At 41.4% G+C, this 25,413-nt stretch carries 24 protein-coding genes and 1 tRNA gene; 2 read left to right on the top strand and 23 right to left on the bottom strand.

Annotation, left to right across the window (positions count from 1 at the left end):
* Positions 1 to 31: 31 nt before the first annotated feature.
* From WMO37_RS03270 to WMO37_RS03255, 4 genes are all read right to left on the bottom strand, one after another.
* Positions 32 to 415 carry a hypothetical protein gene (locus tag WMO37_RS03270; protein ID WP_022432332.1) on the bottom strand — a complete coding sequence of 128 codons (384 nt, stop codon included), beginning with the start codon at positions 413 to 415 and terminating at the stop codon, positions 32 to 34.
* A 27-nt stretch (positions 416 to 442) separates the two neighbouring features.
* Positions 443 to 1,153: a LytR/AlgR family response regulator transcription factor gene (locus WMO37_RS03265; RefSeq protein ID WP_022432333.1), complete on the bottom strand. Its 711-nt coding sequence runs from the start codon at positions 1,151 to 1,153 to the stop codon at positions 443 to 445.
* A gap of 224 nt (positions 1,154 to 1,377) precedes the next feature.
* Positions 1,378 to 2,865: a UxaA family hydrolase gene (locus WMO37_RS03260; protein ID WP_349154288.1), complete on the bottom strand. Its 1,488-nt coding sequence runs from the start codon at positions 2,863 to 2,865 to the stop codon at positions 1,378 to 1,380.
* Between the two features lie 123 nt (positions 2,866 to 2,988).
* Positions 2,989 to 4,488 carry a tagaturonate reductase gene (locus tag WMO37_RS03255; protein ID WP_022432335.1) on the bottom strand — a complete coding sequence of 500 codons (1,500 nt, stop codon included), beginning with the start codon at positions 4,486 to 4,488 and terminating at the stop codon, positions 2,989 to 2,991.
* Positions 4,489 to 4,924: 436 nt separating this feature from the next.
* On the opposite strand from WMO37_RS03255, the gene WMO37_RS03250 reads away from it, so the two are divergent.
* Together WMO37_RS03250 and uxaC are read left to right on the top strand one after the other, a co-directional pair.
* Positions 4,925 to 5,929: a LacI family DNA-binding transcriptional regulator gene (locus WMO37_RS03250; protein WP_022432336.1), complete on the top strand. Its 1,005-nt coding sequence runs from the start codon at positions 4,925 to 4,927 to the stop codon at positions 5,927 to 5,929.
* A 19-nt stretch (positions 5,930 to 5,948) separates the two neighbouring features.
* Positions 5,949 to 7,358: a glucuronate isomerase gene (gene uxaC, locus WMO37_RS03245; RefSeq protein WP_022432337.1), complete on the top strand. Its 1,410-nt coding sequence runs from the start codon at positions 5,949 to 5,951 to the stop codon at positions 7,356 to 7,358.
* Between the two features lie 136 nt (positions 7,359 to 7,494).
* Here the strand turns inward: uxaC and WMO37_RS03240 are convergent, their stop codons facing one another.
* The 19 genes from WMO37_RS03240 to WMO37_RS03150 all read right to left on the bottom strand — a co-directional run bounded on the left by WMO37_RS03240 (position 7,495) and on the right by WMO37_RS03150 (position 25,389).
* Positions 7,495 to 8,004 carry a hypothetical protein gene (locus WMO37_RS03240; protein ID WP_022432338.1) on the bottom strand — a complete coding sequence of 170 codons (510 nt, stop codon included), beginning with the start codon at positions 8,002 to 8,004 and terminating at the stop codon, positions 7,495 to 7,497.
* 59 nt (positions 8,005 to 8,063) lie between these two features.
* Positions 8,064 to 8,858 (bottom strand): PilZ domain-containing protein, encoded by a 795-nt coding sequence (locus WMO37_RS03235; protein ID WP_022432339.1) that lies wholly within the window; start codon positions 8,856 to 8,858, stop codon positions 8,064 to 8,066.
* Between the two features lie 215 nt (positions 8,859 to 9,073).
* A complete protein-coding gene (locus tag WMO37_RS03230) occupies positions 9,074 to 9,817 on the bottom strand; it encodes a YebC/PmpR family DNA-binding transcriptional regulator (protein ID WP_022432340.1) in 744 nt (247 codons plus the stop codon).
* An 81-nt stretch (positions 9,818 to 9,898) separates the two neighbouring features.
* Entirely contained in the window at positions 9,899 to 11,278 is a 1,380-nt protein-coding gene (locus WMO37_RS03225; protein ID WP_022432341.1) for a putative bifunctional diguanylate cyclase/phosphodiesterase, read from the bottom strand.
* Positions 11,279 to 11,442: 164 nt separating this feature from the next.
* Positions 11,443 to 11,862 (bottom strand): HIT family protein, encoded by a 420-nt coding sequence (locus WMO37_RS03220; protein WP_022432342.1) that lies wholly within the window; start codon positions 11,860 to 11,862, stop codon positions 11,443 to 11,445.
* 71 nt (positions 11,863 to 11,933) lie between these two features.
* Positions 11,934 to 14,018: a polyribonucleotide nucleotidyltransferase gene (locus WMO37_RS03215; RefSeq protein WP_022432343.1), complete on the bottom strand. Its 2,085-nt coding sequence runs from the start codon at positions 14,016 to 14,018 to the stop codon at positions 11,934 to 11,936.
* 233 nt (positions 14,019 to 14,251) lie between these two features.
* A complete protein-coding gene (gene rpsO, locus WMO37_RS03210) occupies positions 14,252 to 14,518 on the bottom strand; it encodes a 30S ribosomal protein S15 (protein WP_022432344.1) in 267 nt (88 codons plus the stop codon).
* A 149-nt stretch (positions 14,519 to 14,667) separates the two neighbouring features.
* Positions 14,668 to 15,597 carry a bifunctional riboflavin kinase/FAD synthetase gene (locus tag WMO37_RS03205; protein WP_022432345.1) on the bottom strand — a complete coding sequence of 310 codons (930 nt, stop codon included), beginning with the start codon at positions 15,595 to 15,597 and terminating at the stop codon, positions 14,668 to 14,670.
* A gap of 56 nt (positions 15,598 to 15,653) precedes the next feature.
* Entirely contained in the window at positions 15,654 to 16,577 is a 924-nt protein-coding gene (gene truB / locus WMO37_RS03200; protein ID WP_022432346.1) for a tRNA pseudouridine(55) synthase TruB, read from the bottom strand.
* Between the two features lie 30 nt (positions 16,578 to 16,607).
* Positions 16,608 to 17,582 (bottom strand): DHH family phosphoesterase, encoded by a 975-nt coding sequence (locus tag WMO37_RS03195; RefSeq protein ID WP_022432347.1) that lies wholly within the window; start codon positions 17,580 to 17,582, stop codon positions 16,608 to 16,610.
* A gap of 2 nt (positions 17,583 to 17,584) precedes the next feature.
* Positions 17,585 to 17,983, bottom strand: a complete 399-nt coding sequence (gene rbfA, locus WMO37_RS03190) for a 30S ribosome-binding factor RbfA (RefSeq protein WP_022432348.1) — start codon at positions 17,981 to 17,983, stop codon at positions 17,585 to 17,587.
* A gap of 28 nt (positions 17,984 to 18,011) precedes the next feature.
* Complete coding sequence (infB, locus tag WMO37_RS03185; RefSeq protein WP_349154287.1) at positions 18,012 to 20,828, bottom strand: translation initiation factor IF-2; 2,817 nt, start codon at positions 20,826 to 20,828, stop codon at positions 18,012 to 18,014.
* A 24-nt stretch (positions 20,829 to 20,852) separates the two neighbouring features.
* On the bottom strand, positions 20,853 to 21,176 hold the full coding sequence (locus WMO37_RS03180; RefSeq protein WP_022433335.1) for a L7Ae/L30e/S12e/Gadd45 family ribosomal protein: 324 nt from the start codon (positions 21,174 to 21,176) through the stop codon (positions 20,853 to 20,855).
* Positions 21,163 to 21,390, bottom strand: a complete 228-nt coding sequence (gene rnpM, locus WMO37_RS03175; protein WP_264473879.1) for an RNase P modulator RnpM — start codon at positions 21,388 to 21,390, stop codon at positions 21,163 to 21,165. Before rnpM ends, WMO37_RS03180 begins: the two co-directional genes overlap by 14 nt.
* Positions 21,391 to 21,461: 71 nt before the next feature.
* Positions 21,462 to 22,616 carry a transcription termination factor NusA gene (gene nusA / locus WMO37_RS03170; protein ID WP_227089271.1) on the bottom strand — a complete coding sequence of 385 codons (1,155 nt, stop codon included), beginning with the start codon at positions 22,614 to 22,616 and terminating at the stop codon, positions 21,462 to 21,464.
* A 43-nt stretch (positions 22,617 to 22,659) separates the two neighbouring features.
* A complete protein-coding gene (rimP, locus tag WMO37_RS03165; RefSeq protein ID WP_022433338.1) occupies positions 22,660 to 23,127 on the bottom strand; it encodes a ribosome maturation factor RimP in 468 nt (155 codons plus the stop codon).
* Positions 23,128 to 23,252: 125 nt separating this feature from the next.
* Positions 23,253 to 23,324: transfer RNA gene (locus WMO37_RS03160), tRNA-Glu, on the bottom strand.
* Positions 23,325 to 23,540: 216 nt separating this feature from the next.
* Complete coding sequence (locus WMO37_RS03155; RefSeq protein WP_022433339.1) at positions 23,541 to 24,017, bottom strand: COG2426 family protein; 477 nt, start codon at positions 24,015 to 24,017, stop codon at positions 23,541 to 23,543.
* Positions 24,018 to 24,117: 100 nt separating this feature from the next.
* Positions 24,118 to 25,389 (bottom strand): glycosyltransferase family 2 protein, encoded by a 1,272-nt coding sequence (locus WMO37_RS03150; protein WP_349154286.1) that lies wholly within the window; start codon positions 25,387 to 25,389, stop codon positions 24,118 to 24,120.
* Between the last annotated feature and the right edge of the window lie 24 nt (positions 25,390 to 25,413).

Here is a 25,413-nt window from a genome sequence, read left to right as displayed (position 1 = left end):
CCCCTGTCGGACATTTTATTGTTTGTATCTTTTATATTCTGTTATGGTACTCCTGTATGCCAAAATGCGATAACAGCAGCTTTTTCATCTCTGTTTCACTGATTCCGCCGGGCTGTAAGAAAATCACAAATACCCTGAACAGTACCGCTTTTATGTATTCATCTTCTGTAAAATCCGATGTGTTTAAAAGCGTTGTCAGCATGAATTCCAGTCTGTTTGGCGGACAGCCTTCGCACAGCAAATCTATTGCTTCACGCTCATATGCTGTAACATTCTGCCACTTTTCACTTTCAAAAGCCATAATACCATTATCCTGAACTTCCCTGCCAAGCCAAACAAGTTCTTCTATATATTGAAAATATTGTTCCTTATTCCTGCAATTTTTAAAAATTTCTTCATTAAACGTTAAGTTCATGCATACCCTCCCAAACTCACACTTTTACTAAATATACGGGAAACGGATTTCCATTAGGTAATCGGCATACTGTCTTTGGATTTCTTTTAACTTTCCGCGGCTGACTTTGATTTTTTGTCCATCATTCATTTCTATTGTTCCCGCAATATTTTTAATTGCCACAAAATTCACAATATAAAATCGCGAAACCCGTATAAATGTCTGAACCGGAAGTATGTCCTCACACTCCTTTAAACTGATATATCCCGGCACAACACCATTTTCCGTATAAATCTCAATATATTTATCGTTTGATTTAATATATTGAATCTCTTTTAATGAAACCCCTGTTTCTGCCGTAAGCCGGCAGACTGCATTTTCTTTTTTCTCCTCAACAGCTTTATCCAGAACCTCAAATACCTTTTCCCTTGAAACCGGTTTATCTATGAAACCACATACATTTTTGCCAAAAGCCTCCCGGATATATCCGTCATAGCACGTTATAAATGCAATCATTTCTTTTCTCTTATTTTGAATCAAAATATCTTTTAACGCAATTCCGGACATTCCGGACATCTCAATATCCAAAAACAAAATATCTATATCATCCTGCGCCTTTAGATAATCTTCTGCACAGCTATATTGCTTTATCGTAACCTGAATTTGTTTTTCTGTCTGATATGCCAGCACTTTATCTGTAATTTCTTCTCTCCATAACAGGACATCATCACAAATTCCCACTGAAACCCCCTCTGTCATTGGTCACAAATCCTCCACGATGTAAAAATCCAAATATATTGATATCAGGGTCAAAAGGTCTAAACCCACATGAGTTTGCTCATAGGTGGGGCTTGTGTCCCCAACATCATATATTTATTATACACGATTTTCTATTCTTAGGCAAAGCAAAAAAGACAGCCCCGCCGTTTCCCATTCACTATCCAAACAGGAAAACGGCAGTCTGCCTTTTATAATATCATATCTTACAGTGTTACACCCTGCTTAAAGATTGCTAAATCGTGGAATCCTGCGATTTCAGCCTTTACCTTCTTGCCGGAAGCAACGTCTAATACGAGCTGGAACAGCTCTTTTGCTGCATCTTCAAGCGGAAGGTCATCTGTAACGATTCTTCCTGCATTGAAGTCAATCCAGTTGCTCTTGTTACCTGCAAGTCTTGAGTTTGTTGCAATCTTAACGGTCGGTACCGGTGAAGCAAACGGTGTACCGCGGCCTGTTGTAAACAGAACCATCTGTGCGCCGGAAGCTGCACAGGCTGTCGCTGCTACAAGGTCATTACCCGGTGCGCTTAAAAGGTTGAGTCCCTTTGTATGAACCGGTTCAGCATATGCAAGAACACCCTTTACTAAAGAGCTTCCTGACTTCTGTGTACATCCTAAAGACTTATCTTCCAGTGTTGTAATACCACCGTCTTTATTTCCCGGTGAAGGATTTTCATAAATTTCCTGACCGTTCTTGATGAAGTATTCCTTGAAATCGTTAATCAGGTGTACTGTCTTTTCAAAGAGTTCCTTATTTGCACAACGGTTCATAAGAATCGTTTCTGCACCGAACATTTCCGGAACTTCTGTAAGAATGGTTGTACCACCCTTTGATACGAGCATATCTGAGAACAGACCGACTGTCGGATTGGCTGTGATACCGGATAAACCATCTGAACCACCGCACTTCATACCGATAATCAGTTCCTTTGCATTAACCTTTTCACGCTTAAAGGTCGCTGCATAAGCCATCAGTTCTTCCATCATCTTTTCAGCTGTTTCCTGTTCATTTTCAACGTCCTGAACCTGAAGGAACTTTACTCTGTCGGAATTTACTTCGCCGATATAGTCTTTTAATACTTCAATACGGCTGTTTTCACATCCAAGTCCAAGTACCAGTACGGCACCTGCATTTGGATGGTTAATCAGGTCTGCAAGAATCTTTCTTGTATTTTCCTGATCCTCTGTAGTCTGTGAACATCCGTAAGGATGTGTAAATGCAACAACTTCATCAACGCCTTCCGGCTTATTCATTCTTGCTGTTGCTTCGATTGCTCTTGCAATAGAGTTTACACAGCCGACTGTCGGAACAATCCATACTTCGTTACGGACACCGACTTTACCGTTTTCTCTCATGTAACCGTCAAAGTAAGCCGGTTCTGTCGGTTCTACATCCTTATGTCCTTCCGGTTCATAAGTATACTCTAACAGTTCGCCAAGACCTGTCTTTAAGTTATGTGTATGAACCCATGCACCTACCGGAATATCAGCCTGTGCAAATCCGATTCTGAAACCGTATTTGATAACCGGATCACCGTTCTTGATTTCTTTGATGACAAACTTGTGTCCCTGTGGGATATCTTCAACCGTTGTCACTTCTGTTCCTGCTACGTTGACCGTTATACCTTTTGCAATCGGCTTTAATGCTACAGCAACATTATCATCTTTATTAATTTTAATAAAATCCTGCATATATACCTCTTTAAATCTTTTGATTATTATAAAGTAAGAGCGGATGATACTGACACACCCGCTCTTATAAGTATTCAGAGCCTGTTCTTATACACTGATAAGCATTCTAAACTGCAATATGAATTAGTCAAGTGCTAAATCATTTACAACTGCTCTCATGCCTCTTTCTCTGATGTCTTTGATATATTCAGTAATTGTTTCTTCAAGGCCTGCAACCTTTGTAAGATCTTCTCCACCAAAGAACTTTGTATTGCTTAAGTAAGCATGTGTAAATTCTTCTGCGGACTTTCCTGAATTATCTCTGAAGAAATCAAGAACAGCCTTATCGTCTGTGATGTTATATTCTTCACCGTTTCTGTCACCCTTTAATACAATACCGCCGTTGAATTCAGCTTCTGTCTGTGATGTATAGAAGCTCATTAATGCTGCGATAGAGAATGTAAGGTACTTCGGAAGCTTGTCAAATTTCTTTACATAGCCTAAGAATGAAGGCAGACATCTTGCTTCCCACTTAGATACAGAGTTTAAGGAAATGCTTAATAATCTGTGGTCTACGAATGGGTTTAAGAATCTGTCGATAACAGCCTTTGCAAATTCTTCGCAGTCTTCCTTTGAAAGTGAAAGTGTAGGAATAACTTCGTTGTAAAGAGTTTCTTCCATGTACTTTCTGATTACAGGGTCTTTCATTGAATTTTCAACGTTGTCATTGCCTGCAAGGAATGATGCCAATACGAAAGAAGTATGGGAACCATTGAGGATTCTTACCTTTCTTTCCTTGTATGGATGATGATCCTTTGTAAATACAACATTTAAGCCTGCTTCCTTGAATGGAAGTTCCTTCTCTAACTGTTCAAGCGGAAGGTTTGAATCACTTTCAACAACCCAGAGTCCGAAAACTTCTGCTCTGTCGATTAACTGGTCTTCATAACCCCATTCTTCGCAAAGCTTAGCAGCATCTTCTCTTGGATAACCCGGAACAATTCTGTCTACCAGTGTCGGGCAGAATGAGCAGTACTTGTTTACCCAGTCCTTGAATCCGTCTTCAAGTCCCCAGAGTTCAATGAACTTCATGATGCATTTCTTTAATTCAATACCGTTGTCGGCAATCAGTTCACATGGAAGCAGGATAAGACCCTTGTCTGCTGCTCCGTTGAACTTCTGATATCTCTTATAAAGAAGCTGTGTCAGCTTACCCGGATAAGTCTTAGGAGGACGTGCATTCGGGTCATTATCTGTTTCGTCAAATACAATACCTGCTTCTGTTGTATTAGAAACGATAAATCTAAGAGTTTCACTTGTTCCGTATTCGATGTACTTGTCATAATCTTCGATTGCAGCAACAGCATCTACTACAGATGTAATCTGACGGGTAATTTCCTTTGGCTGTCCGTCAACAAAACCTCTTAACTGAAGTGTGTACTGGCATTCCTGATCATGGAATCTTTCCAGTGTACCGAATTCGATAGGCTTAACAATTACAACGCCGCCGTTGAAGTCCGTCTTTTCGTTCGTTACATCAAAGATATAATCAACGAATGCTCTAAGGAAGTTACCTTCACCAAACTGCATAACCTTAACCGGTCTGTCAACTGCATGTGTAATACTCTTGTTTAATCTTTGCATTTTCAATCTCCTTTTTTTACAGGGTCCGCTTCTTGGCACCGCCCTTTAGTAAAACCAGTTTATGGTAATCAAACATAAGTGCAATGTAAGCGCTTACATTATTTAAAATAAACTGAAACGCGTAATTAGTCAACTACTTTTTCAATCTTTTGCATAAATGTTAGAACATCACACTTGTTTTTATTATCATAACATTGTATAATGCATTTATCAATATGTAAGTGCTTACATTTACATATTTTTTATGATACCAGGGTCAAAAAGTCTTTCACACACATGAGCTTGCTCATCAGTGGGTGAAAGACCTTGCGACCCGCCCCGATATGAGCATACGATATGCGAATATCCTGATGCTGATTGCGGGAATGTGTAACATGAAGCAATCAGCAGGTATCATAAATAATCAGAAGCAGCTAGAACACTACCGGAGAATTTTATGAATATTTACGATGTATCTAAAAAAGCCGGCGTTTCCATTGCAACCGTTTCCAGAGTGTTAAACGGCAATGCCAATGTCAGCGATAAAACTAAAAACAAAGTTCTCGTCGCCATGAAGGAGCTTGACTATACACCGAATATTTTTGCACGCGGTCTGGGACTTAATACAATGAAGACCATCGGCATTATGTGCAGTGATTCTTCTGATACCTACCTTGCCAATGCGGTTTATTATCTGGAACAGGAACTGCGCCGGCACAATTACGATTCCATTTTGTGCTGTACCGGACAGGATTCCGAAACCAAGAAAAAGTATCTGGATTTATTAATCAGTAAGCGTGTGGACGGCATTATCTTAGCCGGTTCCCAGTTTGTGTTAAACCAGCCGGGAAGCGATAACCGCTATATCTTAAATGCCGCAAAGGAAGTTCCGATTGTTCTGGCAAACGGGTTTTTACCCGGCAAAAACATTTATTCCGTCATGTGCAACGACACTGCTGCCGTATACGATGCGACCAGCCGTCTGATTGCCGCAGGAAGACGTCAGATTGTGTATCTTTACACCAGTACCTCCTACAGCGGAATGAACAAATTAAAAGGCTATAAAAACGCCCTTTCGGATGCGGGGATTCCCCTGCGTGAGGAATGGACACATTTATGCACCAAAAATATCCAGCGCGCAAAGGATTATCTGAATACCCTTTATGACAAAGGAATTTCTTTTGATGCCGTAGTCACCTCCGATGATTCTTTAGCCGTGGGCGCTGTTAAATATGCCTATGAACACCGGATTGCCATTCCGGAACAGCTTCAGATTATCGGTTACAACAATTCCGTTCTTGCCAACTGCACCGAACCGGAATTAACTTCGATTGACAGCAAGGTGGAACAGCTTTCCGTTAAAGCCGTCAATATTTTAATGCAGGTATTAAGCGGTCATGACGTTCCCGCAGAGAATATCATTGCTGCTGATATAATTAAACGCAACACAACAAATTTTTAAGTTACAGGAGGACACTAACATGAAACAATTCATGGACAAGGACTTTTTACTTTCCACACCAACTGCTCAGCATCTTTTTCACGATTATGCTGACAAAATGCCAATTGTTGACTATCACTGCCACATCAATCCAAAAGAAATTGCTGAGGACAGAAAATTTGAAAACATCACTCAGGTATGGCTCGGCGGCGACCATTATAAATGGCGTCAGATGAGAACAAACGGTGTTGACGAGAAGTACATCACAGGTGATGCTTCTGACAGGGAAAAATTCCAGAAATGGGCTGAAACACTTGAAATGGCTATCGGTAATCCGCTGTATCACTGGAGCCACCTTGAATTACAGAGATACTTCGGCTATAACGGCGTGTTAAACGGGGATACAGCTGAAGAAGTATGGAATCTGTGCAACGCAAAGCTTCAGGAAGACTCTATGTCAGTCAGAAACTTAATCCGCAAGTCTAATGTAACATTAATCTGTACAACAGATGATCCGGTTGATTCACTTGAATGGCATAAGGTCCTGGCAGAAGATGATACTTTTGAAGTAAAGGTACTTCCTGCATGGAGACCGGATAAGGCTATGAACATTGAAAAGCCTGAATACCTTGATTACTTAAAGACATTATCTGATGTCAGCGGTATCACTGTTAATTCTTTTGCTTCCTTAATGGATGCTTTAAGAAACAGAATGGAATTCTTCGCTTCTATGGGATGCTGTGTATCTGACCACGCTCTTGAATATGTTATGTACAAGCCATACACAACAGAAGAAATCGAAAAGATTTTCGCAAAGAGATTTGCAGGTGAAACAATTACTGTTGATGAAATGAACAAATTCAAGACAGCATTCATGGTTTCAGTTGGTAAAGAATACAACAAGTTAAACTGGGTAATGCAGTTACATTACGGTACAATCCGTGATAACAACACATTAAGATACAACCAGTTAGGACCGGATACAGGATATGACTGCATTAATACTTATGACTGCTCTGCTGAAATGGCACAGTTCTTAAATGCATTAAATATCACAGATGAACTGCCAAAGACAATCATCTATTCATTAAATCCGTCTGTAAACGCTGCTATCGGTACAGTACTTGGATGTTTCCAGGATTCTAAGGCTGTCGGCAAGATTCAGCAGGGTTCAGCATGGTGGTTCAATGACCATAAGGTCGGCATGACAAACCAGATGACCTCTCTTGCTAATTTAAGCTTACTTGGTAACTTCATCGGTATGCTTACAGACTCAAGAAGTTTCTTATCTTACACAAGACATGAATACTTCAGAAGAATCATGTGCGAATTAATCGGTGGCTGGGTTGAAAATGGTGAATATCCAAACGACGAAAAAGCGCTCGAAAAGATCGTAAAGGGTATCTCTTACAACAATGCAGTAAGATACTTCGGTTTCGATGTAAAATAATTCATTCAGTCTAAAGAGAGATGGGATATACGCTTACGGGTTATAAGTGTATATCCCTCTTTTTTAATGAACAAATTATCATGATAAAAAAGCCTTTCTGTCCTGTCCGAACAAAAAGGCTTTTTATAATATTTTACTATTTTCCATCTCTTGTCCGCAAAGATGAATTTAAAATGTGCATCTTTCCTGACATATCCGGCTTATTCGTCGGTTTCTCACCAACTTCTGACATCAGCATGGCTTTCCCAAGTTCTTTTGTCATTCTTACCATGCAGTCCGGACAGTATCTTCCGTAACGGATATCTGCGCCACAGGACTGGCACTTGATATACACCGGCGAACCATCCGGTATTTCAATCCGTCCCTGACGTAAAAAATTATCAATAACATTGACCGGCACACCTGTTTCGTTTGAAATAACCATTGCCGGCTGCGGACCATGTTCTTCCAGATAAGAACGCACCTTACCAAATTGTGTCTGCTCCTGTCTGTGGCAGACCGGACACTCAAACATTTCTCCGTAAATATATTTCATATGAATACCACAGTCCGGACATCTTGGCATCATGTCATATTTATACCGCCCCGATGTTGAAGCTGACTGAAATACTCTTCTGCTATTGTCTGTGTCTTCTTTACTCCTCATATCGGTCCCTCCATATTGTCTGTCTTTTATGGGGCGTAAAATCCACGGTTACAAATCCATCAGATTATCTTTCCCGGATTTCTGCCGTCAAATATCTTACGTCTCTCTGATTTGTCCACGTCGCTAATATACTTTCTGTCCAAATCACTTTCATTTACTACTGGTTCTTCTTTTTCTTTCAATGCATTAAGCAGTCCGTAATTGTCACGATTCCGTATATTGGCTCCACTGTGATTTGCAAGCATCTGACGCTGTTTCATGCTGATATAATGATTAATCAGCTGATTGCGCATTGTCATGCGGCATCCGTACACATATTTTTCTTCTTCCACTTTTACCAGCCGGACAATAAATCCTGTCAGATCATAATTTCTGTCAAAATCCTTAAATACCAGACGCACCGATAAACCGGTTGCATCTTCAATCTCATGATCAACCACAAATGCAAAGCCTGTATCACTTAAATCTTTTAAAATAACATCCATTGCCCTCCGGTTGGTTCCAACACGTGCAATACCTTCCAGACCAACAAACAGTCTGAATGCCTCTCTCCGGTTCACTTCAAATCCCGCACCACTGGCGATTACTTTATACAAAACCCTGCCTTTGGTTTTTACAACCGAACATCCGACACCCTTCCATACAATCGGTGCCTTGTCATTTCTGGAATAGGTCAGGCTTACGGAAACACCTTCTCCGCCCAATCCGACAACTTTTCCTTTCGACATAACCGGTTTTGTTAAAATAAAATTATCATGAACTTCAACTACCTCTGACGGAAATTCCAGCTCCTGCTTCTGGATACTCACATCAAATAAAATACCTGTGCCAACCGGCAATTCTGCTAACCGCATAACATTCTCCACCCTGCTGCATAATGCAGTTCTTCCGTATTATTATTATATTGTTCACAATCCCCCAGCGTTCTTATCTTTTATTTTATCATCTTATTTTACAAAAGGGAAGTATTTTATTAAAATTCCACAAAAAATGCACGAACCGCACTTTTGATTTTGGCGGTCCGTGCAATATCCGAAAGAACTACATTACAGTTATTGTAATTTTTATCTTACTCTTCGTCTTCTTCCGGTTCATCCCAGTTGTGATATACATTCTGTACATCATCTTCTTCATCTAAAAGATTTAAAATTCTTCTCATCTTCTTGATGTCATCCTCTGTTGTCAGTTCAACAACTGTCTGCGGAATCATTGTTACTTCAGCAGAAGCAAATGTAATGCCTTCATTTGTCAAAGCTTCACTGACTGCATCAAAATCTTCCGGTGCTGTTGTAACTTCAAAACAGTCTTCTTCTTCATTGAAGTCATCCGCGCCTGCATCCAGAGCAAGCATCATCAATTCATCGGCATCTTTATCACAGTCTTCTTTCCCAATGATAATCTGTCCCTTATTGTCAAACATAAAGGATACACAGCCCGGTGTTCCGACATTTCCGCCGCCCTTTGTAAATGCGTTACGGATGTTGGAAGCTGCTCTGTTTCTGTTATCTGTAAGGGCTTCAACAATAATAGCCGTCCCATTCGGACCATAACCTTCGTATGTAACAGATTCAAAACTGCTCATATCTGTACTGGCAGCTTTTTTGATTGCTCTTTCAATTGTATCATTCGGCATGTTTGCTGCCTTTGCCTTTGTCACAACCTGTCTTAACTTACTGTTGTTGTTAACTTCCGGACCGCCCTCTTTTACAGCAACCATAATTTCCTTACCAAGACGGGTAAAAATCTTTCCCTTTGCTGCATCATTTGCAGCTTTTTTATGTGCAATATTTGCAAACTTTGAATGTCCTGACATTTCTCATTCTCCTTTATTCAACTCAATCTTTATTTTCATTAAAAAACACCGACAGACATTTTACCACATTTTATGTACTGATTACAAGCCTTTTTGCTGTTTTATCAGCAGCTGCTCGAATTCTGTCATCGGCATCGGCTTATAATAGTAATAGCCCTGTGCCTTATAGCTGCCATAATTCATCAGTAATTCTGCCTGTTCTTTTGTTTCAATACCTTCTACAATCATATCTAACTGCAATTCCTGTATCATGTGAATGACATTGCGGATTACAATCTGGCTTTTTTCTTTTTTAATATCCTTCAAGAAGAAACGGTCAATCTTAACTTCGTCCACCGGCTCATCCTTTAACATATTTAAAGAGGAATAGCCTGCACCAAAGTCATCCATGGAAAAGCGGAAGCCTGCACTCTGAAGCCTTGTAATATTCTTATACAATTTGTCTACGTATTCCGTAAACATACTTTCCGTAACTTCAAGGGGTACATAATACGGCTCTACATCATACTGCTGTGCCAGTTTTTCCAGCACTCCTGCAAAAGACTTCTGATATACATGGCTTCTGGATACATTTACAGAAATCGGCACCGGCGTAATTCCACCGGTCTTCCAGATATGAATGGCTGCGAATACCTTCTCCCATACATATGCATCAACATCCACGATATAGCCGCTCTTTTCCAGCACCGGAATAAATTCATCAGGATAAATAATGCCTTCTTTGACACTATGCCACCGTATCAGTGCTTCTCCGCCAATTATTTCTCCACTGCGCATATCAACTTTGGGCTGTATATAGACTTTAAATTCTTCGTCCCGCAGCGCCATTGCAACATTATTCTCAATACGTTTTTCGCGCATCATTTCTTTACGCATTTTATCATCATAAAACTCATAAATTGCATAGGCTTTTCCCTTAATTTTCTGCAGTGCCATATCAGCATAGTCACACATCAGGCTGATGTCCATGTGATTCTTTGAAATGCAGATGCCAAATGCAGGCAATGCCTTACAAAACAGCGGATACGCACAGATTTTTTCATGGAGTGCAACTGCAATATCCGATAACTGCTTTTTATTCTTAAATGGAAGACAGATTGTAAAAATGTCCGCACGCAGATGACCGACAACCGACATATCCGATTCGTATTCCCGTATGCAGTCTGCTATGTACTGAAGCAGTTTATCACCCTGCTGCCTGCCGCAGAATTCATTGACCGTTTTAAAGCGGTATATATCCATACGAATCAGTGCATACTGTAGTTTTTCATGCTGCTGCATACATTCATTGGCCTTAAAAAAGAATGATTTCGGACCGTAAAGTCCCGTAAGGGCTGCTCTGTCACTGTCTGCTCTTTCTTCCGCCATTTTCCGTAGTGAATATAAATATAGTTCTTCGCGCCCCTGCTCTGTCATCATTGGGGAAATTTCCGCTTTCGTATCTTCTTCCTGCCTGCTCATACGGTGTCACCCTTTCTTTCCATATCTTCATGTACTTCTTCCCGCACAATTATTATTTATCTTATCATACTTTGCCGATATAATAAATACTTTTTCAGGTAAAAGAAAAACTGCCGGACTAAGAGAACCTACATTCATCCCAGTGCGGCAGTCCATTTTTCATTTTATAAATGGCTCTTAATCTTTTCAATCATTTCCGCATATTCGGCATCAGATAAGTACTTCTTATCCGGATTCATTAAGAATACACCGCCCCATTCAAATTCGTCCTTGTACTTCGGGCAGAGATGAAAATGAAGATGATGACCCGTATCACCGTAAGCACCATAATTTACCTTGTCCGGATGGAAAGCTGCCATAATTGCTCTTGCAACCTTTGCAACATCTTCGAAGTAAGCTGCACGTTCTTCTGCTGTCAGTTCATTCATATCGCCGACATGCTTCTTATGTGCTACGATACATCTGCCCGGATGGCTCTGCTCCTTAAATAAATAGACCTTTGACGTTTCAAGTTCGCAAATCTTAATACCGAATTTTGCTACTAAATCGCCTTCTACACAATATGCGCAATTGTTATCTACCATGATAATCCTCCATTCTATTGTTACAGGCGGAAGCATATCTGATGCCCGCCGCCCGTAAAATTTATTCTTTATTATTCAGCGTCTTTAATAGAAAAGCTTAATCTGCCCATCTTATCTTTGCCCATGCACTTGCAGCGTACCTTATCACCTAATGTCAGTACGTCCTCTACATGTTCGATTCTTTCTTTTGCAATCTTTGAAATATGAACCATGCCTTCCTTACCCGGTGCAAATTCAACAAATGCACCGAATTCTTTGATGCTTACAACCTTACCTTCGTAAATCTGGCCTTCTTCAAAATCCTGTACAATGGTATTGATATACTTCATTGCCTGATCCATGCCTGCCTGCTCTACGCCGCATACAGATACAAATCCATCATCTGTAATATCAATCTTAACACCACATTCATCAATAATTGCATTGATAACCTTACCACGCTGTCCGACAACTTCACCGATCTTAGCCGGATCAATCTTTGTCTGGATAATCTTCGGTGCATATTCACCAACTGTCTTTCTAGGCTCTGCGATTGCAGGCTTCATACAGGTATCCATAATGAACAGTCTTGCTTCTCTAGTTCTTGCGATGGCTTCTTCTACGATTGGTCTTGTCAGACCGTGAATCTTAATATCCATCTGAATGGCTGTGATACCTTCTGTTGTACCGGTTACCTTAAAGTCCATATCACCGAAGAAATCTTCAAGTCCCTGAATATCTGTTAATACGATATAATCGTCATCTGTATCACCTGTTACAAGACCACATGAAATACCGGCTACCATCTTCTTAATCGGTACACCTGCTGCCATTAAAGACATGCAGGAAGCACAGGTTGAAGCCATGGATGTTGATCCGTTGGATTCAAATGTTTCGGATACGGCGCGGATTGCATACGGGAATTCTTCCGGTGTAGGAAGAACCGGAATCAATGCTCTTTCTGCTAATGCACCATGACCGATTTCACGACGTCCCGGACCTCTTGACGGCTTTGTTTCACCTACTGAGTATGACGGGAAATTGTACTGGTGGATATATCTTTTTTCCGTAACGTTATCATCTAATCCGTCTACTTTCTGTGCTTCTGAAAGCGGTGCAAGCGTTACAATGTCACAAATCTGTGTCTGTCCTCTTGTAAACATCGCAGAACCATGCACTCTCGGAATAATATCCACTTCTGCTGCCAGCGGACGAATCTGGTTAATAGCACGTCCATCCGGTCTTTTATGGTCTTTTAAGATCATCTTACGAACTGTCTTTTTCTGATACTGGTAAACTGCTTCACCCAGTACGGCAAGCCATTCTTCATTGTCTGCAAAAGCTTCTTTCATCTTTTCTGTTACTGCATCAATGTTCTTTTCTCTGGTCTGCTTGTCATCTGTAAAGACTGCTTCTTCCATTTCCTGTGGTGTTACAATCTGCTTCATAGCTTCAAACATTTCAGCCGGAACGGCACAGCTTACATATGTATGCTTTTCCTTGCCGACTTCTGCCACAATCTTATCGATAAATTCAATGATTGTCTGGTTGATGTCATGTGCCATGTAAATTGCCTCAATCATCTTTGCTTCCGGAATCTCATTGGCACCGGCTTCAATCATGATAACTTTCTGTCTTGTAGAAGCAACTGTCAGCTGTAAATCACCTTCCTGCCACTGTGTCTGTGAAGGATTGACTACAAATTCACCGTCAATCAGTCCGATCTGTGTGGTTGCACAAGGACCGTCAAACGGAATATCGGAAATGCAGGTTGCAATCGCAGAACCAAGCATTGCAAGCAGTTCCGGTCTGCACTCTGTATCAACAGACATCACCATGTTGTTTAATGTAACATCATTTCTGTAATCCTTTGGGAACAGCGGACGCATCGGTCTGTCGATTACACGGGAAGTCAGGATGGCATTTTCAGATGCCTTTCCTTCTCTCTTGTTAAAACCACCCGGAATCTTACCGACTGCATACATCTTTTCTTCATATTCTACACTTAACGGGAAGAAATCAATTCCTTCTCTTGGCTCTTTGGATGCAGTTGCTGTAGAAAGCACAACTGTATCGCCATAGTGCATTAACGCTGCACCGTTTGCCTGTGCGCAGACTCTGCCGATATCAACACGCAGTGTTCTGCCAGCCAGCTCCATTGTAAACTGTTTAAACATAAATTCTCCATTCTGCCGGATTTTTGATTTTTCTGCCCGGCTCTTTTTTTATCAGAAACAGAAGCCCGAAACAACTGAAAAACCCACCATTTTCTCATTGCATTTCACAACCTACGGTACATTTTTCAGCAGTCTCGGTAGAAACTTCTGTTATCTTTGTTTTACGGTCTGCGGTTATTCCATGATGCTCCGCACAATACAAAAGGGCGGAGAAATCTCCGCCCTTCTTAAAATTACTTTCTGATTCCAAGACGAGCGATGAGGTTTCTGTAACCTTCGATATCGTTCTTCTTTAAATACTCAAGTAAAGCTCTTCTCTTACCAACCATTTTAAGAAGTCCTCTTCTTGAATGATGGTCTTTCTGGTTAACCTTTAAATGTTCTGTAAGTTCTGCAATTCTTTCTGTTAAGATTGCGATCTGAACTTCCGGTGAACCTGTATCGCCAGGCTTTCTTCCGTATGCTGCAATAATTTCTGCTTTCTTTTCCTTAGATATCATGATTGATATTCCTCCTTTTAATAATCGCCTGCTACTAAGAATCAGGTCGGAGTGTCCTGAATCTGAATAACGGCTAACATACTTTAAAAATATAACATAAATTCATCTGCTATGCAAGCTTTTCATGTGATTTTGCATACTAATTTTCATTAATTTTTAAGTAAAAACATTTCTTTTGCAAATGAAGCATCACTTTCCATCTGTTTTTTTAAAGTTTCGATGGAATCAAATTTCATTTCCTGCCGTAAAAAGTGCATAAGCTGTACTTCTATATAATGTCCGTAGGCGTCATCATTATAATCAAACAGATTGGTTTCCACGCTTAAAAGCGGACTGTCATCAAGTGTCGGACGGACGCCTAAATTGGTCACGCCAAAATATTCTTTACCGTCCAGCCGTGTAATGGATGCATACACACCGTTTGGCGGAAGCAGCTTACTGTCCGGCGGATAAATATTTAACGTCGGAAGATTTAACTGACGGCCCAGCTGCTTTCCCTTTGATACAATACCATAGATGCTGTAGGGTCTGCCAAGCAGCACATTGACAGTTTCCATGTGTCCGAGGCGCAGCTCTTCACGGACATATGTACTACTGATTTCCCGCTCCTGATACCGCTCTTTTTCGACAATCGTGGTTTCAAACCCATATTCCGGTCCGCGTTCCAAAAGCATCTGCGCATTGCCCATTCTGCCTTTGCCAAAGTGATAATCCGTACCGACCACCACATACTTTGCATGCAGTCTGCCAATCAGAATTTCCTCAATAAACGCTTCCGGTTCCATATTCATAAAATCTTGTGTAAACGGATATTCAATTTCCACATCGACACCCTGTTTTTCCAGAAACATCCGCCGTTCTGTATTGGTTGTAATAAAATGCTGGTTTTTCTGCGGGCAGAGCCGGAGTGGAATTTTATCAAATGTAAAAACAACCGATAAAAGATTTTCCTGTTTTGCTTTTTCCTGAATCATCTCTATCAGTTTCTGATGTCCCATGTGAACGCCGTCAAACTTTCCCAGCGTAACAGCAGAGGGCCTGTCCAGACTAAAATCACGGATTCCCTGAATATACTGCAAAACGTTCACACCCCTTTCATATTAATCTCCATTTCTGAGCATCTTGCTGCGAAATGCTATTTTCCCGGCTGTTCATGCGAATAAAACATTTTCACCGGTTTAAATACACACGCACTCCATCGGAATATCCCGATAAATGCCGCATGGCTGTCATAAATTCTGAAACACTCCTGCTCCATCAGATCCGCTTCCTGCATGGACACTGCCGCCGCAGGAAAAGCATTGCCATTATAGAGCAGTTTTTCGTACTCCTCTAAGACGGTGAGCTTCCTGTAATCCGGAAACATCTCATCAATCGGAACGATATGTTCTTCCACCGTCTGATTGTGTGTCATTTCTTCAATCTGTTCCAGTGTAAGACTGTCATCCAGCCCAAAGCAGCCAACCCTTGTCCGCACCAGTTTTTTCATACAGGCACCACAGCCCAGTTTTTTTCCGATATCTTCACATAAAGTACGGATATAAGTTCCTTTGGAACACTCCACGGTAAAAGTAACGGTTTTTTCGTCGTCTGCCAGATTCATTTCATTGATATGCAGTGCATGAATTGTAATTTTTCTGGCTGCACGTTCAATCTCAATGCCCTGTCTTGCAAGTTCATACAGCTTATGGCCTTTATATTTTAAAGCCGAATACATCGGCGGTGTCTGGTAATATTCGCCTACAAAGCTGCTGCACGCCTCTATCACCTCTAATTCGGTGACATGGACTTCATTTTCTGCCGTTACGGTACCGGTGGTATCCTGTGTATCTGTCGTTGTTCCCAAAAGCATCACTGCTTCATACGTTTTTCCCCAGTCTGTAATCATGCTGCAAAGCCCTGTTGCTTTGCCCAGACATACCGGCAGCACGCCTTCCGCTTCCGGGTCAAGCGTACCTGTATGTCCGATTTTTTTCATATGGAGAATTCCTCTGAGTTTTGCAACGACATCATGCGAAGTATATCCTTTTTCTTTATATACATTTATGATACCATTCATAACATTCCTCATATACTGTTTTCACAGTTTTTATTCAACATTTTCTGCGCCGGAAAGTGCATTGTACTGCTCCTCAATTCTGGCACCGATATTGTTAATAATGTCATGCACTGCACCGTTTGCCGTAAAGCCCGCCGCACGGATATGTCCACCGCCGCCATAGTGCATTGCAATTTTGCTCACGTCAATGACTTTCTTGGAACGTAAGCTGACTTTATATTCTTCCTCACCGGTCTGATACAGGAAAATGGCAACTTCCACGCCCTCCGTCAGACGCAGCTGTTCCACAATGCCGCCCAGCTCCCTGCCGGTAACACCATAGAAATTCATTTCATCCTGTGTAACCAGTGAGAAAATACATTTGCCGTCATAGAATAAAACACTCTCTAATAATGCCCTGCCAAGAATCTGATTCTGGATATATGTCTTTGTATAAAAGCTGTTATCGATAATATCTGAGTAATCAATTCCTTTTTCCATCATCTTTCCGGCAATCAGCATCGTCTGTGCCGACGTCGAGCTGTACTTAAACACGCCCGTATCATGCACAATACCTGTGTAAATGCAGGCTGCTGTGTCTTTACTGATTTTATCATCTTCCAGTGTACGGTAAAGCACTTCACAGGCAGAGCTGGCCTGCGCGTCTACTACATTGACATCAGCAAAGCTTCCGTTGCTGATATGATGATCAATGCAGACAGTCTTTTTTGCATTTTCAAAGCAGCTATGGAATGGCTCAATTCTGTCTAAGCTGCTGCAATCGAGTACAAAAAAGACATCATATTCTTTTTTGATATCCGGGATTGTCTGAATTTTATCAATATCACGGATATAATGAAATTCACTGCCCGGTGTTTCCAGATAAACTGTTACATCCAGCTGCGGACAATTATCCTTTAAATAGGAATACAATCCCATGCAGGAACCGATACAGTCCCCGTCCGGTCTGATATGTCCGGTAATACCTACCGTTTCTGCACCTTTTAATTCTTCTAAAACATTCATACTTAGTCCTCTGAATCCTGTACAGGTTCCTCAACATGATGTTCATTGTCATACTGTGTTACTTCGTCAATCAGTTTTGACATATTGACACCGTATTCAATGGACTGGTCCAAAATAAAAGTAATTTCCGGTGTGTTGCGCAGATTGATATTCTTTGCAAGCTGCCTGCGGATATATCCTTCTGCACTTTTCAACCCTTTCATCGTGTCTTCCTGGGATTCTTTGTCCCCAAGGACACTGATATATGCTTTACAGGTTTTTAAATCCGGGGCAACCTCCACGGATACCACCGAGGTCATCGGGTTTATCCGCGGGTCTTTGATTTCTCCCCTGATAATGTTACTGAGTTCCTTTAATACTTCACCATTAATTCTGGTGTTTTTTACACTGTTTTTACGCATTCTAAAAACCTTATGCCCTTTCTAAAACTTATCTAGGCACTTCTACCATTTCATAAGCTTCAATGATGTCGCCTTCCTGAATGTCGTTAAATTTTTCAAATACAAGACCACATTCATATCCGGCCTTTACCTCCTTGACTTCATCCTTAAATCTCTTTAAGGAAGCAATCGGTCCTTCGTACGTCTTTTCGCCTTCTCTTGTAATGCGGACAGAAGCATTTCTTGTAATCTTACCGTCTGTTACAAATGAACCGGCAATGTTGCCGACACCGGATGCCTTGAAAATCTGGCGGATTTCAACATGACCGATAACCTGTTCTTCATAAATCGGCTCTAACATACCCTTTAAAGCGGACTCTACATCTTCAATTGCATTGTAGATAACACTGTATAATCTTAAATCAACCTTTTCACGTTCTGCAACGATTCTTGCCTGATTATCCGGCTTAACATTAAAGCCAATGATAATTGCATTGGAAGCAGAAGCTAAAACAACATCGGATTCGTTGATATTACCAACACCGCCGTGGATAATCTTAACCACAACTTCTTCGTTTGAAAGCTTTACAAGACTCTGCTTTACAGCTTCTACAGACCCCTGTACATCGGCTTTGATAATAATACCAAGTTCCTTTACATTACCTGCCTGAATCTGTTCGAATAATGCATCTAAGGATACCTTGTGCTTTGTATCGTCTAAGAGCTTCTTTCTGCCTTCGCTGATAAAGGTTTCTGCAAAGTTTCTGGCTTCCTTATCAGAATCCATTGCAACGAGAATTTCACCGGCATTCGGCACGTCATTTAAACCGAGAATTTCAACAGGAATAGAAGGTCCTGCTTCTCTTACACGGTGTCCCTTATCATCTACCATCGCTCTGATTTTACCATGGCATGCACCGGCTGCCACATGGTCACCAACCTTTAATGTACCCTTCTGTACAAGTACGGTTGCAACCGGACCGCGTCCCTTATCCAGTTCAGCTTCAATTACGATACCTCTTGCCTTACGGTTCGGATTTGCCTTTAATTCCTGTACCTCTGCGGTTAAAAGAATCATTTCCAGTAAGTCATCAATACCTTCCTTTGTATGTGCGGATACCGGTACGAAAATGGTTGAACCGCCCCAGTCTTCCGGAATCAGTTCGTATTCTGTCAGTTCCTGCTTTACCTTTTCGATATTGGCACTCGGCTTATCAATCTTGTTGACAGCAACGATAATTTCAACACCTGCTGCCTTTGCATGGTTGATGGCTTCAATTGTCTGAGGCATGACACCGTCATCTGCCGCAACAACCAGAATGGCAATATCTGTTGCCTGTGCACCACGCATTCTCATGGCTGTAAACGCTTCATGACCCGGTGTATCAAGGAATGTAATCAGGTGATCATTGATTGATACCGTATACGCACCGATTTTCTGTGTAATACCGCCGGATTCTTTAGCCGTTACGTGTGTTTCACGGATGGCATCCAGTAATGATGTCTTACCGTGGTCAACGTGACCCATAACGCAGACTACAGGTGGTCTTGTAACCTGTGTATCTTCTGCTTCATCATCTTCCTTTAACAGTTCTGCAATAACATCAACCTTTTCTTCGTGTTCACAGATACAGTTAAATTCAAGTGCGATTTCTTCTGCTGTATCATAATCCACTTCCTGATTGATTGTTACAATTTTTCCCTGCATAAACAGCTTCTTTACAACAACGGACGGCTGGACTTTCATCTTATCTGCCAGTTCCTTGATGGTTAAGCTGTCCGGCAGAACCAGCTGCTTAATGGTTTCTTCTTCTTTTTCTACCGGCTTGTTTACCTTCTTGTTTGCCTGGCTGTTTGCGAACTTCAGATTTTCTTTTTCTTCATCTTTTCTTCTGTCGTTCTTCTTGTTGTCCCTTCTGGATTCCGGCTTTCTTGCATCTGGCTTGGTTTCAAACAGAAAATCATTCTTTGGCAGACTTTCTTTTCTGTCACGGTCATTTCTGCGTCCGCTGTTTCCACCCTGTCCATTGCGGTCATTTCTATAGCCGTTATTTCCGCCACCGTTTCCGTTGCGGTCATTTCTATAGCCGTTATTTCCGCCACCGTTTCCGTTGCGGTCGTTTCTGTCATTTCTGTAACCGTTATTTCCACCGCCGTTTCCGTTGCGGTCATTTCTATAGCCATTATTTCCGCCGCCGTTTCCGTTGCGGTCATTTCTATAGCCGTTATTTCCGCCACCGTTTCCGTTGCGGTCATTTCTGTCATTTCTATAGCCGTTATTTCTGTCGCCGTTTCCGTTGCGGTCGTTCCGATCGTTTCTGTAACCGTTATTTCCACCGCCGTTTCCGTTGCGGTCATTTCTATAGCCATTATTTCCGCCGCCGTTTCCGTTGCGGTCATTTCTGTAACCGTTATGTCTGTCTCCGTTTCCGCTACGGTCATTTCTGTCACGGTCGTTACGGTTGTTGTCACGGTTTCCGGCATAGTTATTTCTACCGTTTTCGTTTCTTGGTGTATCTGATTTTCTGTTGTTATTCTGATTGTTATTTCTATTATTCATCTGATTATCGTTCTTTGTCTGATTCTGATTTCCCTTTCTTGTATCATTTCCCGGTGCTTTTGTACTATTCTGTGGAAAATACACCTGTGAAATATGGGACTTTTTATCTTCCTGCTTTGCTTCTGTCTTTGGTTTTTCCGGCTGTGCCGCCTTTTTACCGAACTTGCTGCGGATAGACGTGATTTCTGAGTCTGTCAGACCGTTGGAAGCGGTATACTTCTTTGTGTCGTTACTCAATGTTTCTATAATTTCTTTTGATGATATATTTAACTCTTTTGCCAATTCATGAACTCTCATATTTGCCATTTAACCTCTCTTCCGAACAACCGCTTACATCTGCTGCTCCAAACCATTTTTTAAATGCTTTTCGATTGTATTTCTAAAGCCTTCATCTGCGACTGCGAGTGATGCCCGAAACTGTTTGCCGATTGCATGACCAAGTGTTTCTTTGTCACTGTAAAAGTAAACAGGCACCTCATAAAATGCACACATATTTGTAAACATCTTCTTTGTATTTTCCGATGCATCTCCTGCAACAATAACCAGTGCGGCTTTCCCGGTCTTGACTGCCTTTTCTGTTGCAAATTCTCCGCTTACGATTTTTCCTGCTTTCTGCGCAAGTCCGATCATTGCTAATGCCTTATCCTGCTTCAATATTTTCCAGCTCCTTTGCCAACTTGTCATACACAGACTTTTCTATCGGCATTTTAAAGGAACGTTCCAGTCCCTTTGATGCCACAGCCTTTGCAAAACAATCCGCATTAGGACATATATATGCACCTCTGCCGTTTTTCTTGCCTGTCACATCAATGATAATGCCTTCCGTATCTGTTTTTAAGATTCTGATTAAATCTTTTTTATTCTTCATTTCACGACAGCCTATGCACTGTCTTTGAGGAATCTTTTTTGTTCCGGCCAAATAAATCACTCCCTGATCTTTTATTCTTCTTCACTCAATGTAAGTTCAACGTCTTCTTCGTCACCGGCTGTTTCGTCGATGTCTTCATTTGCCTGTGCTTCACTCTTAATATCAATGCCAAAGCCTGTAAGCTTCGCTGCAAGTCTTACGTTTTGTCCTGATTTGCCGATTGCAAGAGAAAGCTGCTGTTCTGAAACGATGATTTCCGCTTTCTTTTCTTCGTCATCTGCTGTTGCGGATACAACCTTTGCCGGACTTAACGCATTGACAATTAACTGTGCCGGATTTTCATCCCATTCGATAATATCAATCTGTTCGTTGCCCAGTTCATTAACGATTGCCTTTACTCTCGCACCGTTTACACCGACACATGCACCAACCGGATCAACATTCGGTACTTTTGCACGGACTGCCATTTTAGTTCTTGAACCGGCTTCTCTTGCAATACCCATAATTTCAACAATGCCGTCTTTGATTTCCGTTACTTCTTCTTCAAAAAGGCGTTCTACAAGCTGTGGTGATGTTCTTGATACTCTTACCAGTGTCCCCGGTTTTTCTTTGTTGGAAACGCTTACAACATAAAGTTTAATTCTGTCGCCGCGTTCAAAGGTTTCACCCTTTACCTGATCACTGACCTTTAAGGTTGTCTGTGTTCTTCCGATGTCTACCAAAACATTACCCTTTTCATCAATTCTTTGTACAATTCCTGTGATGATTTCTTTTTCCTTTGAATGGTATTCATTGTAAAGTGCTGCCTTTTCTTCTTCACGAATCTTCTGTACAATTGTACCCTTTGCATTCTTTGCCGCACGTCTTGAAAATTCTTCTGATTTTACCTCTACGGTAACAATGTCACCAATCTGGCAGTTTGGCTTAATCTTTCTTGCATCGGCAAGGGAAATCTCTGTTGCAGAAATATACTTTTCAGTATTTTTTCTGGAATTGCTTCCTTCTGCCGGTTCCGGAACAGATACTTCTTCAACGACCTGTCTGTCTGAATAAATGTGGAAGTCCCCTGTGATTCTGTCTAATACAACACGGCCGTTTTCTACAGTGTTAAACTGTGTCTTATATTCATCCATCAGTGATTTTTCAATTGCCTCAAACATCACTTCCTTGCTGATTCCGTTTTCTTTTTCAAGCGCATCAAGTGCTGCTATTAATTCTTTACTCATAATTTCCTCCATTTGGCCTTGCGGCATCGTTTATTCTTTATTATTAATCACAAAATGCAAGACGAATCATTGCCAGATTCGCTCTTTCAAATGTCTTTTCTTCATCCTTTTCAAATGCAAGTGTTACTGTTTTTTCATCGTATGCTTTTAACACGCCTGTAAATTCTTTCTGTTTGTCTTCGGCACGGTAAAGCTTAATATCAATTAATTTTCCAATGCTTCTTTGATAATCTTTTTCTTTCTTTAACGGTCTTAACAACCCCGGAGAACTGACTTCAAAAATATACTGATCCGGAATATAGTTTTCTTTGTCAAGGACTTCATTAAATTCTCTGCTGATTACCTCACAGTCATCTACGGTAATGCCGCCTTCTTTATCGATGTAAACTCTCAAGTACCAGTCACTGCCCTCTTTCACATATTCCACATCAACCAGCTCAAAATGATGCGCATCAATGAACGGTTGAATGAGCTGCTCTGTTTTTTCTTCGTAGCTTATCTTTCTACCCATTTATTCATCGCCTTTCCATTATTTTAAATCGCAGGAATCCCCGCCTGTCAGTCCGCCTGTATTATGCCTAACAACGAAAGAGTGGACATTTCTGCCCACTCTTTCCAGAACACTATAATACAGAATAGCTAATAGGGGAGTCGAACCCCTGTCTTCGCCGTGAGAGGGCGACGTCTTGACCACTTGACCAATTAGCCATATTCCTGTAACTGTATGCCGTATTTACAACGTGCGTTTAACAGTACTTTCATATAATACACTTTTTTTATGCACATTGCAAGCACTTTTTTTATTTTTTTGCATTTTCTTTTATTTCAGGCAAAAAATAACGGGCATCTTCCGGGATAAGGAATTCCCATGCCCTGCTGCTGCCCGTTCTGTTTATAAATTTAAAACCGCTTTTGTATTTTTCTTTAAAAGACTGCAAAAAGTGCGCTGAAAAGTCCTGCACTGGCAGCACCCATGACAATACCTGCCAGAAGCACACCGCCCAATACGGCAAGTACACTCTTTTTAAATCCCATATCCAGAAAACTGGCTGCCAATGTTCCTGTCCATGCACCTGTACCCGGAACCGGAATACCCACAAATAAAAGCAGTGCGATAAATAACCCGTTTCCTGCTTTTTCTTTCAGCTTCTGTCCGCCCTTGTGACCTTTTTCAATACAGAAGGTAAAAAACTTACCAATGTATTTTTTATCCTTGCCCCACTCAAGCACCCGTCTTGCAAAAAGGTAAATAATCGGAACCGGAAGCATGTTGCCGATAACACAGATGATGTAGGACTGTAATAACGGCAGCTGAAAGCCCTGCGAAATCGGAATCGCACCTCGCAATTCTACGATTGGCACCATGGATACCAGAAAAATCATAAGATATTTTTTTAACATAAATTTAGTTTTCTCCATTCTCTCCGCATACACGGTTTATTTTATGCGCTGTGCACACAATCTATGTTACAAAAGTATACTGATAAAAGCAAGTATTTTTTTATTCGTGCATATGACGGAGGCTGTCTAAGAACAGCGGCTTGTTGGCGAAGCGGAACAGTTCCCTTGCGTATGGATAGTTGATGATTTTCATGGCATCGTCTTCCGTCGCAAAGACGTTCATGGCACTGTCAACATATACGTTTTGCAGGCTCATGTCGCTGACTGCAAAAACGGAATCGCACAATACCAGCTTACAGTCGTATGTATCGTCTGGATTGACTGTAATTTGTGCCTGCGGACTGATTTTTAAAATCCGCTCCGCAAGATCGTAGGAAAAATCTTCTCCCTGACCGCGTTCTAAATAAATACACTGCTTTCCCGCCAGCACTTCACGCAGTGCCGTATCTTTGCAGTCCACTTCAAATATCCGTCCGTCTGCCGCTTTTCCGCGGACACCGTGAATCGCATCATCATAGGCAAACATGACTGTTTTTGCCTTATTATACTCACCGCGGTACATGCCTTCATACTGCACTTCAAATACGGAATTTAAAAAGGTATCACACATTTTTCCCCACTCATCCTGCGGGGTATATTTCATAAAGAAGTATATCCAGTTGCGCCACGCATAATATGTTGGAAATGTATTAACAACTTCTTTTTTTGCGCCCATGCGGTGAAGCACTACGGAACTGCCGACTGATGCCACTTTGTAACCTGCAAGGTTACAGCAGTATCCCCACTCGGTATCGTCCCAGTAGAGAAAATTATCTTCCGGCATCAGTCCGATTTCATCTATCAGACTTTTCCGCACCATAAGAGAGCAGGCGGCAACCGCATCGGAATATTCGACATCGGGAATTCCGTCTGCATCGGTTTTTCCAAGGAATTTGGCTTCGGTACAGTAGTCTTTAAAATCCACAATCTGACCAAACTGTTGGATAACACCCGGATTTTCCATGTGATACACGCGCGAACCTGCCATGCCGCTGTCCGGGTGTGTGTCCAGAAACTCCACCAGCTCACCCATTGCATTTTCATCAACCAGCACATCATTGTCCAGACAATACAGATATTCGTATCCTTTTTCCAAAGCTTTCCGCAGTCCGGTATTAAATCCACCCGAACCACCGAGATTCTCTGCGTTGACAAGCACCGTTACCTGACTGCCGTACTTTTCACGGATTGCTTCTGCCGAACCGTCTGACGAAGCATTATCTACAACGTATAAATCATAGTCTGTGTATTTCGATTCCAGCACTGACTGGATACAGTTCAGTACATCTTCTTTTTTATTAAAATTACAAATTACCGCTCCTACACGTTTCATATGTACCTCTTTTCCGCAGGCATT

Origin of the sequence: Lachnospira intestinalis (genome assembly GCF_040095895.1) — a bacterium.
Taxonomy (GTDB): domain Bacteria; phylum Bacillota; class Clostridia; order Lachnospirales; family Lachnospiraceae; genus Lachnospira; species Lachnospira intestinalis.
Note: the sequence above shows the minus strand (reverse complement) of the source record. Positions and strands in the feature narration are given on the sequence as shown.